Origin of the sequence: Azospirillum sp. TSH64, from assembly GCF_003116035.1 — a bacterium.
Lineage (GTDB): Bacteria > Pseudomonadota > Alphaproteobacteria > Azospirillales > Azospirillaceae > Azospirillum.
The window spans coordinates 667444-683126 of the sequence record NZ_LGQW01000015.1; the positions used below are offsets into that span (position 1 = coordinate 667444).

Here is a 15683-nt window from a genome sequence, read left to right on the forward strand (position 1 = left end):
GGTTTCCGGCGTCGCTTTGGGCACAAGTGCTGAAGATCTGTGCACATGATGCGCCACTAATACTGCCTCCGATCAAGATGTTGCCGGAGCAGGACCGAACGTTCCTGTGAAGCTGTGGTCACTCCCCAAATACAGTTAGGGCTTTCTTCATCATTCCCGGCCGTAGCATACTATTATGGTATGCAGAGACGGTATGGCCGGGCGAAGGCCAGGGCAGCTCTACCCGATCCTGCGGTACACCCAGGAGAGCGACCATGTTCCGCGGAATGAAGATCGGTGCCCGTTTGGCGGTGGCTCTGGCGGGAAGCGTCGTGCTGGCGGTCGGTGCGACCACCCTCAGCAACTTGTGGCTCAGCCGCCTGCTCGTCGAACATGCCGCCGACAATCAACTGAAGACGTTGCAGGAATTCCTGGATGCAAATGTCGCGAGCGAGGCCCGGCGTGCCCTGACCCTTGCCCAGGCGCTGGCGGGGAACGGGGAAATCCAGGCTGCGTTCGCCGCTCAGGACCGCAACCGTCTTGCGGGCATGCTCGTGCAGGGGTTCAAGGATCTCAAGGAACAGCACGGCATCACCCAGATGCAGTTCCACACACCGGCATCGGTATCGTTCCTGCGGGTTCATCGACCGGAGAAATTCGGCGATGACCTGTCCTCGTTCCGCTTCACCGTGGTCGAGGTGAACAGGACCCACAAGCCGGTCTTCGGGCTGGAGAACGGCGTGGAAGGCCTTGGCATCCGCGGCGTCGTGCCGATGGTCAGCCAGGGTACCCAGATCGGTTCCTTCGAGGTCGGCCTTTCCTTCGGCAAGCCGTTTTTCGAGGCGTTCCACAAGGAGACCGGTGCCGAGGTCGCGTTCCATACCGTGAAGGACGGAGGCTTCGAAACATTCGCCTCGACCTTCCGCGAGGCGCTCGCCCTCGGCCAGGACCGGATGAAGGACGCGCTGATCCGGGAATCGGAGGTGCAAACCTACCAGCTCGGCGGCGCCAATTATGCCGTCCGGCTCGCTCCCGTCCGCGACTATCGCGGAACCGCCATCGGCTTCTACACCATTGCGATGGACCGGAGCGCGTTCGACACGGAAATTGCGGAAGCGCGGACCTCGGCGATCCTGATCGGATTGGCGGTGCTCGCGGTGGCGCTCGGCGTTGCCTGGCTGGTGAACCGGGGTATTGCGCGTCCCATTCAGGGGATGACCGAGTCGATGGGCGACCTCGCCAGGGGGAACACCGATATCCGCGTTTCCGGGATCGGGCGCCGCGACGAGATCGGCGCCATGGCGGACGCGCTCGAGGTTTTCCGCCGCGGCATGATCGAGACCGAGGCGCTGCGGGCCGAGCAGGAGATTCTGAAGCAGCGGGCGCAGGAGGACCGGCGGGCGGCGATGCTCGACCTTGCCGACCGTTTCGAGGAGAGGGTCGGCCGTCTGGTCGGGGCCGTATCCTCGGCGGCGACGGAAATGGAGGCGTCCGCAGGGTCGATGTCGTCCACCGCGGAGCAGACGAACCGGCAATCCGCCGCGGTGGCCGCGGCCTCTGAGCAGACGTCCGCCAACGTCCAGACGGTCGCGGCGGCGACCGAGGAGCTTGCCGCCTCCATCACCGAAATCGGCAGCCAGGCGTCGCAATCGCAAAGCGTGGCGGGCAATGCCGTGACCGATGCGAGACAGACCGACGAAGCCGTGCGCAAGCTGGCCGACAGCGCGAAGCGGATCGGGCAGGTCGTGGATCTGATCCAGGATATCGCGAGCCAGACCAATCTCCTAGCCTTGAACGCGACCATCGAGGCGGCAAGGGCCGGTGAAGCCGGGAAGGGCTTCGCCGTGGTGGCTTCCGAAGTCAAGGCGCTCGCCACCCAGACCGCGCGGGCGACGGAGGAGATCAGGCAGCAGATTTCCCAGATGCAGCAGGATTCGGATGGCGCCGTCGACGCCATCAAGGGGATCGGCGGGGTGATCGGCGAGATCAGTGAGATCGCCTCGGCGATCGCTGCGGCGGTTGAGGAACAAGGCACCGCCACGCAGGAAATCTCGCGCAATGTCCAGCAGGCGGCCATCGGAACGCAGGAGGTGTCCTCGCACATCGTCAGCGTTCGCGAGGCTGCCAACGAAACCGGGGCGGCGGCGGCACAGGTCCTCGGTGCAGCCCAGGAACTGTCGCATCAGGCGGAGGTCCTGGCGGCCGAGGTCAAGGGCTTCCTCGACAATGTCCGGGCGGCATAGCGCACAGCCGGTCGGCGGGCGGTCTTCACAGAAAAAGCCCCCTCCCGGTCGCCGGGAAGAGGGCTGCAAGTCAATCGGGGGAAATTCGCGGCAGGATGCCGGCAATCATGCCGGCGCCCGCGGGGGCAGGCGCGGCATCTCGAAGCCGGCCCTTGCGCGACGCAGCGAAAGGGCCGGGAAACTCACCTCACAATCGGGTTATTCGGCGGACTGCGCCACGGTCAGGCCCAGCCGCTTGGCCACGCCCTCGCCATAAGCGGGGTCGGCGGCCAGGAAATGGTTCAGCTGGCGCTGCTGGATGTTCAGCGGGGCGTTGCGCAGGCTGCCGGCGATGTTGTCCATCAGACGGTCCTGCGCTTGCCCGCCGATCAGGCGGAACAGGGCTCCTGCCTGGGCATAGTCGTCGTTGCCCTCGCGGTGGTCGTAGTGGGCGGCGTCGCCGCTGATGCGCAGCGGCGGCTCGCTCGCCACGCCGGTCTGGGTCGGACCGCCGAAGCTGTTCGGCTCGTAGTTCGGCCGGCCGCCGCCGTTGCCGTCGGTGCGCATGGCGCCGTCGCGCTGGTAGTTGTGGACCGGGCAGCCCTGCGGCTTGTTCACCGGGATAGTGGCATAGTTGCCGCCCAGCCGGTAGCGGTGGGCGTCCGCATAGGCGAACAGCCGGCCCTGCAGCATCTTGTCCGGGCTGAAGGAGATGCCGGGCACCACGCTGGCCGGGCTGAAGGCCGACTGCTCGGTCTCGGCGAAGAAATTCTCCGGGTTGCGGTTCAGCACCAGCTCGCCGATCTCGACCAGCGGGTAGTCGGCATGCGGCCACACCTTGGTCAGATCGAACGGGTTGATGCGGTAGGCGTCGGCCTCGACCTCCGGCATGATCTGCACCGACACGGTCCAGGCCGGGAAGTCGCCGTCCTCGATGGCGGCGTACAGGTCGCGGGTGGCGTGGTCGGGGTCGATGCCGCTCATGGTCTCCGCCTGCCCGGCGGTCAGGTTCTGGATGCCCTGGCGGGTCTTGAAGTGGTACTTGACCCAGAAGCGATCGTTGGCCGCATTGATCCACGAGAAGGTGTGGCTGCCGAAGCCGTCCATGTGGCGATAGCCGCGCGGGGTGCCGCGGTCGCTGAACAGGATGGTCAGCTGGTGCATCGTCTCCGGCGACAGCGAGAAGAAGTCCCACATCGCGATGGGGTCCTTCAGGTTGGTGGCCGGGTTGCGCTTCTGGGTGTGGATGAAGTCCGGGAACTTCAGCGGATCGCGCAGGAAGAAGACCGGCGTGTTGTTGCCGACCAGATCGTAATTGCCCTCTTCCGTATAGAACTTCACCGCGAAGCCGCGCGGGTCGCGGGCGGCATCGGCGGAGCCCTTCTCGCCGCCGACGGTGGAGAAGCGCAGGAAGACGCCCGTCTCCTTGCCCACGCCCGACAGGAAGGCGGCCTTGGTCCACGCCGTCACGTCGCGGGTGACGCGGAAGGTGCCGTAGGCGCCGGCGCCCTTGGCATGCACCACGCGCTCCGGAATGCGTTCGCGGTTGAAGTGGGCCAGCTTCTCGATCAGGTGGAAGTCCTGGAGCAGCAGCGGACCGCGCGGCCCGGCGCTCAGCGAATTCTGGTTGTCGGGAACGGACTGGCCGAAGCTGGTGGTCAGGGTGCTCATCCGGGTCATCCTCGTTGGGGCGGTGTTGCCTGAAGCGGCATCATTGTCTCGCCCCTGGTTATCCGGCGTCTTGAACGATATATCCAAGACATAGAAGGAAATGCACCAATAGGCATCGTCTATGAATGTCTCCGGCAATCTCTCCGGCCTGTCCCTGCGTGACCTGGAATATGTGGTCGCCGTCGCCGAGCTGCGCCATTTCGGCCGGGCCGCCGAACGCTGCGCCGTCAGCCAGCCGTCGCTGAGCGCCCAGATCCGCAAGCTGGAGGAACTGCTCGGCCTCTCCCTGTTCGAGCGGACCAGCCGCAAGGTCCTGCTGACCCCGCGCGGCGAGGCCATCGTCGCCCAGGCCCGCGTCGTGCTGGAGGAGGCGCGGCGCCTGCTGGCGCTGGCCGACGGGTCGGACGGGGCGCTGACCGGCCGGCTGCGGCTGGCGGCGATCCACACGCTCGGCCCCTATCTGTTCCCGCATATCCTGCCGCAACTGCGCGACGCATGGCCCGACCTGACGCTGATTCTGTCGGAGGGCCGCACCGAAACTCTGCTGGAGGAGGTGCGCGACGGCCGGCTCGACGCCGTGCTGCTGGCCCTGCCGGTGGACGGCGACGGGCTGGCCGCCGAAGCGCTGTTCTTCGAGCCTTTCCTGCTCGCCCACCCCGCCGGCCATCGCCTGTGCGGCGCTCCCCACCTGTCGCTGGGCGATCTCGATCCGGCGGAGCTGCTGCTGCTGGAGGAGGGGCATTGCCTGCGCGATCAGGCGCTGGCCGCCTGCGGCCTCAGCGCGCGGGGCGGCGGCGTGCATGCGACCGGGCTGGAAACCCTGCGCCACATGGTGGCGGCCGGGGCGGGCTGCACGCTGATGCCGTTGCTGGCGACCAGGGGGGAGGAGGGCCGGACCGCGACCGTCGGCGGGCTGGTCGACTACCGCCCCTTCGACGGGGCATCCGCAGGCGGGCGGCCGCCCGGCCGCGACATCGGTCTGGTCTGGCGCAGCAGCGATCCGCGCGACCGCGGCCTGCGCGATTTGGCGGCCCTGCTGCGCCGCACTCTGCCGCCGGGCACGGAATCCGTTCTATCCCGAAGAGATGACTGAGGCCGGAAGGAACAAGCGCCCATCGGCTGGGTTGAAGGCTCGGCCCGCGCCTCTCACTGTCCAGTGACGCGGGAATGACTTTCGATCCAGGCGGAGAAACGGGCGATCATGGCAAATATCCTGAAACAGGCAACGCGGCTCGGTGAAGGATTGCCCTTTCCTCTGGGCGCGACATGGGACGGGCTTGGCGTCAACTTCGCCTTGTTTTCCGCGAACGCGACCAAGGTCGAACTGTGTCTGTTCGATGAAAGCGGCGAGGAGGAGCTTGAGCGCATCGAGCTTCCCGAATTCACCAACGAGATCTGGCACGGCTATCTGCCCGACGCCCGCCCCGGCCTGCTTTACGGCTACCGCGTGCATGGCCCCTACGAGCCGGAGAACGGCCACCGCTTCAATGCGAACAAGCTGCTGCTGGACCCCTATGCCAAGGAGCTGGTCGGCGAGATCCGCTGGAACCCGGCCCATTTCGGCTATGTGATGGAATCGGGCGACGACCTGACCTTCGACGAGCGCGACAGCGCGCCCTTCATGCCCAAGTGCAAGGTGATCGACCCCGCCTTCACCTGGGGCCGCGACCTGAAGCCCGGCACCGCCTGGGACCGCACCATCTTCTACGAAACCCATGTGAAGGGCTTCACCAAGCTGCATCCGGCGGTGCCCGACAGCCTGCGCGGCACCTATGGCGGCATGGCGGTGAAGGAGGTCGTCGACTACATCAAGTCGCTCGGCGTCACCTCGGTTGAGCTGCTGCCGGTCCATGCCTTCGTCCAGGACCAGCATCTGGTCGACAAGAATCTCGCCAACTACTGGGGCTACAACTCCATCGGCTTCTTCGCGCCGGAGCCGCGCTATGCCGCGTCGGGCAACACGATCAAGGAATTCAAGGAGATGGTCGCCCATCTCCACAATGCCGGGCTGGAGGTGATCCTCGACGTCGTCTACAACCACACGGCCGAGGGCAACGAGCGCGGGCCCACCCTGTCCTTCAAGGGCATCGACAACGCCTCCTACTACCGCCTGCTCCCGGACCAGAAGCGCTACTACATCAACGAGACGGGGACCGGGAACACCGTCAATCTCAGCCACCCGCGGGTGTTGCAGATGGTGACCGACAGCCTCCGCTACTGGGCGACGGAGATGCATGTCGACGGTTTCCGCTTCGACCTCGCCACGATCCTCGGCCGCGAACCGTACGGCTTCGACGAGGGCGGCGGCTTCCTCGACAGCTGTTTGCAGGACCCGATCCTCAACAGCGTCAAGCTGATCGCCGAACCGTGGGACTGCGGTCCCGGCGGCTATCAGGTCGGCAACTTCCCGCCGGGCTGGGCGGAGTGGAACGACAAGTTCCGCGACACCGTCCGCGCCTTCTGGAAGGGCGACGAGGGCAAGCTGCCGGAGGTGGCGCCGCGGCTCTGCGGTTCGGGCGACGTCTTCAACAAGCGTGGGCGCAAGCCCTGGGCCAGCGTGAACTTCATCACCGCCCATGACGGCTACACGCTGAACGACCTCGTCTCCTACAACGACAAGCACAACGAGGCGAACGGCGAGGACAACAACGACGGCCACTCCCACAATCTGTCCTGGAACCATGGGGCGGAAGGGCCGACCGACGATCCGGAGATCAGGTCGCTCCGCGAACGGCAGAAGCGCAACCTGCTGGCGACGCTGCTGCTGTCGCAGGGTTCGCCGATGCTGCTGGCCGGCGACGAGTTCGGCAACACCCAGCACGGCAACAACAACGCCTACTGCCAGGACAACGAAACGGCCTGGCTGAACTGGGACGACATCGACGAGGACGGCCAGTCGCTGATCGAGTTCGTCCGCCGCGTCATCGCGATCCGCCAGTCCTTCCCCATGCTGCGCCGCGGCCGTTTCCTGTCGGGCGAATACAATGCCGAGTTCGACGTCAAGGACGTCACCTGGCTGACCCCCGCCGGCGACGAGATGGACGAGAGCCATTGGCACGACGGCAACGCCCGCTGCCTCGGCATGCTGCTGGACGGCCGCGGCCAAGCCAGCGGCATCAAGCGCCCGGCGATGGACGCCACCCTGCTGCTGGTCATCAACTCCCACCATGACGTGGTGGAGTTCACCCTGCCGGAGGTGACCGGTGGCAGCGTCTGGCGTTGCCTGCTCGACACCAACCTGCCCGACCCGGACGAGGTGCCGCGCGTCAACACCGGCGAGGGCTATATGGTGACCGGCCGCTCGCTGCTGCTGCTGGCGCTGGAGCCGGACGGCAAGACCTCCTTCGCGCTCCGCCGCGCCGCCCGTGCCCTGCGCAACGTCGCCGAAAGCCCGACCCTGTCCTTCGGCGAGGAGAGCGCGGAGACGGCGAAGCCGTCGGAGACCATTGAGACGGCGAAGCCGTCGGAGGCCGTGGAGCCTGCGGAGACGAAGGAACCGGCCGAGGCCGAAGCGGCTGCGGAGCCCGCACCGGCGACGGGCGAAGCCCCCGCGAAGACATCCACCTGACCCATCGCCTTGTTTCCCCCTCTCCTTGCAAGGGAGAGGGGGCCTCCCGGACCCCGGACAGCCCGCCATGAAACTCTACGAATGCCAGAACTGCCACCAGCCTCTCTATTTCGAGAACACGCTGTGCGAGCGCTGCGGCTACCGGCTCGGCTATCTGCCGGATGTCGGAACCCTGTCGGCCATCGACCCCACCGACCATGACGGGGTGTGGAGTGCGCTCGCCACCAGCGAACCGCTCTACAAATTCTGTGCAAACGCCGAACTGGACGCCTGCAACTGGATGCTGCCGGCCGATTCGGCCGACACCCACTGCGCCGCCTGCCGGCACAATCACATCATCCCCGACCTGTCCGACACCGACAACCTGACGCGCTGGCGCAAGCTGGAACTGGCCAAGCACCACCTGTTCTACACCCTGACCAACCTGAAGCTGCCCTTGCAGACCCGGATCGAGAATCCGGAAGAGGGGCTGGCCTTCGACTTCCTGTCCGACACGGTGGCCCCCGACGGCACGGTGACGCCGGTGCTGACCGGCCATGCCAACGGCCTGATCACCATCAATGTCGCCGAGGCCGACGACGCCGAGCGCGAGAAGCGCCGCACCGACATGGGCGAGCCCTACCGCACTCTGCTCGGCCATTTCCGGCACGAGATCGGCCATTACATCTGGGACCGTCTGGTGCGCGACGACCCGGCGCTGCTGGAGCGGTTCCGCGCCCTGTTCGGCGACGAGCGGGAGGATTACGGCGAGGCGCTGAAGCGCCATTACGCCAACGGCGCGCCGGCCGACTGGCAGGCCAACTTCGTCAGCACCTATGCCACCGCCCACCCGTGGGAGGATTTTGCCGAGACCTGGGCGCACTACCTGCACATCGTCGACACGCTGGAGACCGCCCGCGCCTTCGGCCTGAAGATCCGGCCGCGCATCACCGAAGGGGCCGAACTGGAGGCGGAGGTCGACTTCAACCCGCACCGGGCCCGGCGGATCGAGGATCTGATCGAACCCTGGCTGCCGCTGACCTATGCGGTGAACAGCCTGAACCGCAGCATGGGCCAGCCGGACCTCTATCCCTTCATCCTGTCGCCCGCGGTGATCGAGAAGCTGGGCTTCATGAACGGGATGGTGCGGGGGCTGTAACGGACGCCGGCTCCCTAACCCTGCGCCCCCATCACCGACCGAAGCCAGCGCACCGCGCGGTTGCGCCCGTCGCGCTTCGCCTTGTAAAGCGCGGCGTCGGCGTGGCGCATCACCGTCGCCATGTCGCGGTCGTCCTCCGGCCACGAGGCGATGCCGATGGAGCAGCCGACCCTGATCCGCTCGCCGTTGAACGACACCGGCTCGTTGACGGCGGCGATGATCCGGGCGGCCAGCTCCGTGGTGTCCGGGGCCGGCCGGCCGGCGCGGCGGGGAAGCACGGCGGCGAACTCGTCGCCGCCCAGCCGGGCGACCACGTCGTCGTCGCGGAAGATGCTGGCCAGCCGGCCGCCGATCTGGCGCAGCACGACATCGCCGGCATCGTGGCCCAGCCGGTCGTTCACCGGCTTGAAACCGTCGAGATCGATGTACATCACCGTCGCCGAACCGCCGCCGGTGCCGGTGGAGGCCTCGACATACTGCTCGAAATAGCGCCGGTTCGGCAGAGCCGTCAGCCGGTCCTCGTAGGCGATGTCCTCCAGCCGCATCAGCGCGGCATCCTTGTTGGTCAGGCTGTCGATCATGTCGCGCAGCGCCGCCGAAAGCCGGCGGATCTCCGCCGCACCGCCGACATCGGGGATGGCGACGCCGCGCTCGCCCTTGCCGATCTGCTCGGCGGCATCGGCGATGGCACCCAGCGGCCGGGCGATGCGGCCGGCGGCGATCCAGCCGATCCCGCTGAACAGCAGGGCCAGCAGCGCGCCCGACCCGATGATCATCGCCCGCAGGCGGTCGGTCTCGGCATTGACGATGTCGGCCGGCTGGCTGGCGACGACGGTCCAGCCCAGCCCGGCGTAATCGTGCAGCCCCCTACCATGGGCGACGCCGGTCACATAGGTGATGCCGTCGGGCCAGACCTCGCTGCGCCAGCCGTCGCGCTGCCTGGAGGTCAGCGTCGCCACCGGTAGGGGCTTGCCGACGGCCGAATCGGGCCCGATCAGCACGGTTCCGTCGGCCGACAGGATGTAGAGCGTCAGCCCCTTATGGTCGGCGAGCGGCTCGACCAGCTGACGGATCAGGGCATGCGCCCACTCCCAGCTGTAATGGGTCGCCAGCACGCCCACGGTGCTGCCGTCCGCCTTCTGAAGCGGGGCGGACACATCGACGAATTTCGGCGTCTCGCCTTCCAGGTAAGGCACCTTGCCGCGCAGAGCCACCGCCTCGTGCACGTCGCCGACATAGAGACCCTTCATGCCTTCCTGGTGGACCGGCCGGGTGGAAATGTCGGCCCCCATCAGCAACCCGTTGGACGCGGCGACCACCCGTCCGTTCACATCGGTCATGCCGATCCAGGCGATGGTCGGGTCGCGGCGCTTCAGCTCGTCGATGGTCGATTGCGCCACCGCCGGGTCCTTCAGCGCGTCGATGCGCGACAGCGCGGCGATCTGGTTGGCGCGCGCCCACATGGTCGAATCGAGCTGCCGGGCCAGCGACTGCGCCAGCCCGGTCATCGAGTTGCCGACCTCCTTCGCCAGCGCATCCGCCGCACCGTTGCCGACCACCAGCCCCTTCACCAGCGTCGAGCCGAGCAGCAGGACGGCCACGGTGACCGCAACGGTCGTTCGCAGGCCGATGGCGCGTCCCGGCTTGCGGGCCGGTCTGCTGCTCTCTCCGGCAGCGCTGGCGCTCGGCTGTCCAATGGCCGTCATCGTGGCATGATCCTTTCGGGCGATCTCGGCCCAGGCCGGATGAGGAACGGTCTGTAGCGACGCTCTATCATCCCAGCCCTTTATAAAGGGTCAAGCGGAACCATGACTTTGCTGTGCAATCTGCGGGCGTATCCGGTCGCGCTGCGGACCCGTTTCGAGCGCATGGCGATCAAAAAAGTTCGCAAAGCTGACTTTCAGCATATTGCGTAAAAAGGAAAAGGCCGCTAGCAATACAGCCGCGGCCCGAGTTTAGGGAGGAAACGCCTGAAAGGCGATAGAAACAACAAATAATGCTGCGTCGCCGAAAATCCAGCCCGATGAGGCTGGATTTTTCGTTTGCGCCGCAAGAATCTTCCTCCAAACCACGCCGCCCCGTCAATGGAGGGATTCCCCGAAGGGTTGGTTGCGCTATCATGGTGGCCCAACGAACCATAAGATCGGGAAGAGTCCTCATCATGAAACGGCGTGCGTTTCTCACCAGCGCCGGCGTCGGCCTTGCCGCCGCCGGGACCGCCGGGACTGTCGCGGCTCCGGCCATCGCGCAATCCTCCCAGCCCGAAATCAAGTGGCGCATGGCGTCGAGCTATCCCAAGAGCCTCGACACCATCTATGGCGCGGCCGAATTCATCGCCAAGCGGGTGTCCGACGCCACCGACGGCAAGTTCCAGATCCGCACCTTCGCGGCCGGTGAGATCGTGCCGGCGTTGCAGGTGCTGGACGCCGTGCAGAACGGCACGGTCGAGTGCGGCCAGTCGGCGGCCTATTTCTATGTCGGCAAGGATCCGACCTTCTGCTTCGACACCGCCATGCCCTTCGGCCTGAACACCCGCCAGCACATCGCCTGGATGATGCATGGCGGCGGGCTGGAGCTGATGCGGGAGGTGTTCAAGGATTACAACATCCACCACATCCCCGCCGGCAACACCGGCGCCCAGATGGGCGGCTGGTTCCGCAAGGAGATCAAGAGCCTGGACGACCTGAAGGGCCTGAAGATGCGCATCGGCGGTCTGGTCGGCCAGATCCTGACGCCCTTCGGCCTCGTGCCCCAGCAACTCGGCGGCGGCGACATCTATCCGGCGCTGGAACGCGGCACCATCGACGCGGCGGAGTTCGTCGGTCCCTATGACGACGAGAAGCTCGGCTTCCACAAGGTCGCCAAATACTACTACTACCCCGGCTGGTGGGAAGGCTCGGCCCAGATCCCGCTGATGTTCAACATGCAGGCCTGGGAACAGCTGCCGAAATCCTACCAGACCATCCTGGAGCAGGCCTGCTGGGAGGCGAACAGCTGGATGATCGCCAAGTATGACACGCTGAACGCCGCGGCGCTGAAGCGTCTGGTCGGTGCCGGCGCCATCCTGCGTCCCTTCCCGCGCGACATGATGCAGGCCTGCGAGAAGGCGGCGTTCGAATTCTACGACAAGCTGGCCGCCAGCAATCCCCGCTTCAAGAAGGTCTATGACGGCTGGAAGCCGTTCCTGGAGCAGGAGCGCCTGTGGTTCCGCGTCGCCGAGAACGGCTTCGACAGCTTCGTCTACAGCCAGGCGGCGCAGCAGCGCTGACCGCATTGCCCGAAGGCGCCGGCCACCGGTCGGTACCTTCGGGCAACGATATGAAGGCAGGGGCGGGTCGCCTGCGGCGATTCGCCCCTGCCTTCATGGCAAACACTGATTTTCACGCCGCCGTATGTCCGCTATCTCGATCATCGGTCTTCTCAATCGCACGCGGATGGAGCACACTGCCGGTCTAAGCGTGGGCATCGCCTTCGCATTTGCACAAAAAATCGGCAAACTGTTGAATTGATCAAGACATAGTCATTCCTCTTGTCTATTTTCTTAAACGCGTGTTACCGTCAGGGCCACAAAGACGGACCGGGCCGGGGTGGCGTACCCGGCCGCAGGTCGCCTGTGACGGGAGCGGACGGATGGACGGCGGGATGATCGCGACGACAGATACCCTGGTGCGCTTCACCGGGGTGCAGAAGACCTACGATGGCGAGCATCTCGTGGTGAAAAGCCTCGATCTCGACATCCGCAAGGGCGAGTTCCTGACGCTGCTCGGGCCGTCGGGGTCGGGCAAGACCACCACGCTGATGATGCTGGCCGGGTTCGAGGTGCCGACCCATGGCGACATCTTCATCGGCGACCGGCCGATCAAGAACGTGCCGCCGCACAAGCGCGACATCGGCATGGTCTTCCAGAACTACGCCCTGTTTCCCCACCTGACCATCGAGGAAAACGTCGCCTTTCCGCTGTCGGTCCGCGGCATTTCCAAGGCGGAAACCAAGGACCGGGTTCGGGCCGCGCTCGACATGATCAAGCTCGGCAACCTCGCCGGCCGCCGTCCCGGCCAGCTGTCGGGCGGCCAGCAGCAGCGCGTGGCGCTCGCCCGCGCCCTGGTCTTCAACCCGGCGCTTGTGCTGATGGACGAGCCGCTGGGTGCCTTGGACAAGCGCCTGCGCGAGCATATGCAGCTGGAGATCAAGCGCCTGCACGAGACGATGGGCCTGACCGTCGTCTACGTCACCCACGACCAGGGCGAGGCGCTGACGATGTCCGACCGCATCGCGGTCTTCAACGACGGCATCGTCCAGCAGATCGACCGGCCGGATGCGCTGTACGAGCGGCCGGTGAACAGCTTCGTCGCCAACTTCATCGGCGAGAACAATGTTCTGAGCGGGGTTGTCGAAAATATCGAACAGGGCTGGGCGCGGGTCGCGCTGGATGCCGGCGGTTCGGTGGTGGCGCAGGCGGTGAACATCGGCGGCGCCGGCAACCGCACCTCGCTGTCGCTCCGCCCGGAACGCGTGGCGATCGAGACCGGCGACAGCGGCGACAGCACGATGAACCGTCTGCCGGCGACGCTGACCGACCTGATCTATCTCGGCGACCACACGCTGGCGGTGCTGAGCACCCCGGCCAACCCGGAATTCATGGTCAAGCTGCCGGCCGGCTCCTATGCCGGCCTGGCGCCGGGCCAGGACGTCTACATCGCTTTCCGCCCGGAGGACTGCCGGGCGCTCGATCCGGTCTGAGGACGTGGTTCCTCAGCACCAGGGTGCCTTCCAGCAACAACAACCACGACGAATAAGGACGGGGATCATGTCGAAGATTAAGGTGGCTCTCGGTTTCGCTGCGACCTTCACCGCCCTCACGGCCCTGTCATCGGCGGCCAGCGCCCGCGACCTCACCGTCGTGTCGTGGGGCGGCGCCTATCAGGACGTCCAGAAGAAGGTGTATTTCGAGCCGTTCAAGGCCACCGGCACGGCGATGAACGACGAGTCCTGGGACGGCGGCGTCGGCGTCCTGCGCGCCAAGGTCCAGGGCGGCGCCTCGACCTGGGACGTGGTGCAGGTCGAGAGCGAGGAGCTGGCGCTCGGCTGCGACGAGGGCCTGTACGAGAAGATGAACTTCTCCAAGATCGGCGGCGAGGATTCCTATCTGCCGTCGACCGTCAACGCCTGCGGCGTCGGCGCCATCGTCTATGACTTCGTCCTGGGCTACGACAAGGACAAGCTGAAGGACGCGCCGAAGAGCTGGGCCGATTTCTTCGACACCAAGAAGTATCCGGGCAAGCGCGGCCTGCGCCAGGGCGCCAAGACCACGCTTGAGATCGCGCTGATGGCCGACGGCGTGGCGCCGGCCGACGTCTACAAGGTGCTCGGCACCGAGGCCGGCATCGACCGCGCCTTCAAGAAGCTCGACACCATCAAGAACGACATCGTCTGGTGGAAGGCCGGCGCCCAGCCGCCGCAGCTGCTGGCGTCTGGCGAAGTGGCGATGACCTCGGTCTACAACGGCCGCATCGACGCCGCCAACAAGAAGGAAAGCAAGAACTTCGGCATGGTGTGGAACGGTGCGCTCTACACCGTCGACAGCTGGGTCATCCTGAAGGGCAGCCCGAACGTCGATGCCGCCTACAAGTTCCTGAGCTTCGTCGGCAAGCCGGAGAACCAGGCCAAGCTGTCCGAAGGCATCGCCTACGGCACCTCGAACAAGAAGGCCCCGGCGCTGCTGTCCAAGGCGGTCCTGGCCGACCTGCCGACCGCGCCGGACAACATGAAGAGCGCGGTGGAGATCAACACCGACTTCTGGCTGGAGAACATCGACCGCCTGACCGAGCGCTTCAACAAGTGGGCGGCCAAGTAAGCTTTATCTGAGGGCCACCTCATACCCCCTCTCCCCCGCTCACGCGCAAACTTCGTTTGCGCTGACGCGACAGGCGGACCTTTGGTCCGCCGAAAGCGGGGAGAGGGTCGGGGTGAGGGGGAGACACAGCGAGGATTCTCGGGATAGCCACGCCATGCATCCCCCTCACCCTAACCCTCTCCCCGGGGGGGAGAGGGGACTAAGCCCGATTTGGGCTATGGGGCGGGCACCATGATCAATCCGCGCCAGATCGAGGCCTTCCGCGCCGTCATGCTGACCGGCGGCATCACCGCGGCGGCGGAGTTGCTGAACATCTCGCAGCCGGCGGTCAGCCGGCTGATCGGCGACCTGCAATATGCGCTGAAGCTGACCCTGTTCGAGCGGCGCGGACCGCGCATCGCGCCGACCAGCGAGGCGATCTCGCTCTATCAGGTGGTCGACCGCGCCTTCGTCGGGCTGGAACTGATCGAGCAGACGGCGCGCGACCTGACCGCAAGGCGCAGCGGGGCGCTGCGGGTGGCGGCGATGCCGGCGCTGGGGGTGGGGTTCCTGCCGCGCTATGTCGCGCGCTTCCTCAGCGACCGGCCGCGGGTGGACATCGCGCTGCGCGGCAGCACCTCGCCGATCATCCTGGACTGGGTGGCGACCGGCCAGTGCGAGTTGGGCTTCGCCCACACCCCCATCGACCATGCGGCGGTGCTGACCGAGAAAATCCACGGGATTCCCGCCGTCGCCATCCTGCCGCCCGGCCATCCGCTGGCCGCCAGGGACGTGCTGGCACCGAAGGATTTCGAGGGGGAGAGCTTCATCTCCACCACCCCGCCGGCCCTGCTGCGCTCCCGCATCGACACCATCTTCGCCGATCACGACGTGTCGCGGCTGATGCGGGTGGAAACCCAGCTGACGATGAACGCCTGCGCCATGGTGGCGGCCGGGTACGGCATGTCCATCGTCGACCCCTTCACCGCCCAGGATTATGTCCCGCACGGGCTGGTCGTCCGGCCGTTCGAACCGCGCATCGGCTTCGACATCGCCATCCTGCGCTCCGCCCAGGTGCCGCTGTCGATGATCGCCGAGGACTTCCTGGCCGGCTTCATGGAGGAGGCGATCCGCTTCCGCGACAATTTTCTCGGGATTGGCGGCGCCTGAAAGCCCCCTCAACTCGTTCGCAGCACGGAATTATAACATTACCGGATGAATGATGGCGGGAATTCGATTTGACGGTTATGTGACCGCACCATCACCCTTGAT

The 15683-nt window shown here is 66.2% G+C and carries 10 protein-coding genes; 8 read left to right on the forward strand and 2 right to left on the reverse strand.

Features of this window, described 5'->3' with window-relative positions; translation table 11 throughout:
• Positions 1–254: 254 nt before the first annotated feature.
• Entirely contained in the window at positions 255–2222 is a 1968-nt protein-coding gene (locus tag TSH64_RS04475; protein WP_109095736.1) for a cache domain-containing protein, read from the forward strand.
• 198 nt (positions 2223–2420) lie between these two features.
• On the opposite strand, the gene TSH64_RS04480 is transcribed toward TSH64_RS04475, so the two are convergent.
• The gene (locus TSH64_RS04480) at positions 2421–3872 is read right to left on the reverse strand and encodes a catalase (RefSeq protein WP_109095737.1); all 1452 of its coding nucleotides are present in this window, start codon (positions 3870–3872) and stop codon (positions 2421–2423) included.
• 121 nt (positions 3873–3993) lie between these two features.
• Between TSH64_RS04480 and TSH64_RS04485 the strand changes: the two genes are divergently transcribed.
• The 3 genes from TSH64_RS04485 to TSH64_RS04495 all read left to right on the forward strand — a co-directional run bounded on the left by TSH64_RS04485 (position 3994) and on the right by TSH64_RS04495 (position 8578).
• Complete coding sequence (locus TSH64_RS04485) at positions 3994–4965, forward strand: LysR substrate-binding domain-containing protein (protein WP_109095738.1); 972 nt, start codon at positions 3994–3996, stop codon at positions 4963–4965.
• A 108-nt stretch (positions 4966–5073) separates the two neighbouring features.
• Complete coding sequence (gene glgX / locus TSH64_RS04490) at positions 5074–7440, forward strand: glycogen debranching protein GlgX (RefSeq protein WP_109095739.1); 2367 nt, start codon at positions 5074–5076, stop codon at positions 7438–7440.
• Positions 7441–7507: 67 nt separating this feature from the next.
• Positions 7508–8578: a putative zinc-binding peptidase gene (locus tag TSH64_RS04495; RefSeq protein WP_109095740.1), complete on the forward strand. Its 1071-nt coding sequence runs from the start codon at positions 7508–7510 to the stop codon at positions 8576–8578.
• A gap of 14 nt (positions 8579–8592) precedes the next feature.
• On the opposite strand, the gene TSH64_RS04500 is transcribed toward TSH64_RS04495, so the two are convergent.
• Positions 8593–10284, reverse strand: a complete 1692-nt coding sequence (locus TSH64_RS04500) for a GGDEF domain-containing protein (protein WP_109095741.1) — start codon at positions 10282–10284, stop codon at positions 8593–8595.
• Positions 10285–10739: 455 nt separating this feature from the next.
• Between TSH64_RS04500 and TSH64_RS04505 the strand changes: the two genes are divergently transcribed.
• The 4 genes from TSH64_RS04505 to TSH64_RS04525 all read left to right on the forward strand — a co-directional run bounded on the left by TSH64_RS04505 (position 10740) and on the right by TSH64_RS04525 (position 15581).
• Positions 10740–11846 (forward strand): TRAP transporter substrate-binding protein, encoded by a 1107-nt coding sequence (locus tag TSH64_RS04505; RefSeq protein WP_109095742.1) that lies wholly within the window; start codon positions 10740–10742, stop codon positions 11844–11846.
• A gap of 362 nt (positions 11847–12208) precedes the next feature.
• Positions 12209–13318, forward strand: coding sequence for an ABC transporter ATP-binding protein (locus TSH64_RS04510; protein ID WP_109095743.1), 1110 nt, complete (start codon positions 12209–12211; stop codon positions 13316–13318).
• Between the two features lie 67 nt (positions 13319–13385).
• Entirely contained in the window at positions 13386–14432 is a 1047-nt protein-coding gene (locus TSH64_RS04515) for an ABC transporter substrate-binding protein (protein WP_109095744.1), read from the forward strand.
• A 231-nt stretch (positions 14433–14663) separates the two neighbouring features.
• Entirely contained in the window at positions 14664–15581 is a 918-nt protein-coding gene (locus TSH64_RS04525; protein WP_109452273.1) for a LysR substrate-binding domain-containing protein, read from the forward strand.
• The last annotated feature ends 102 nt before the right edge of the window (positions 15582–15683 follow it).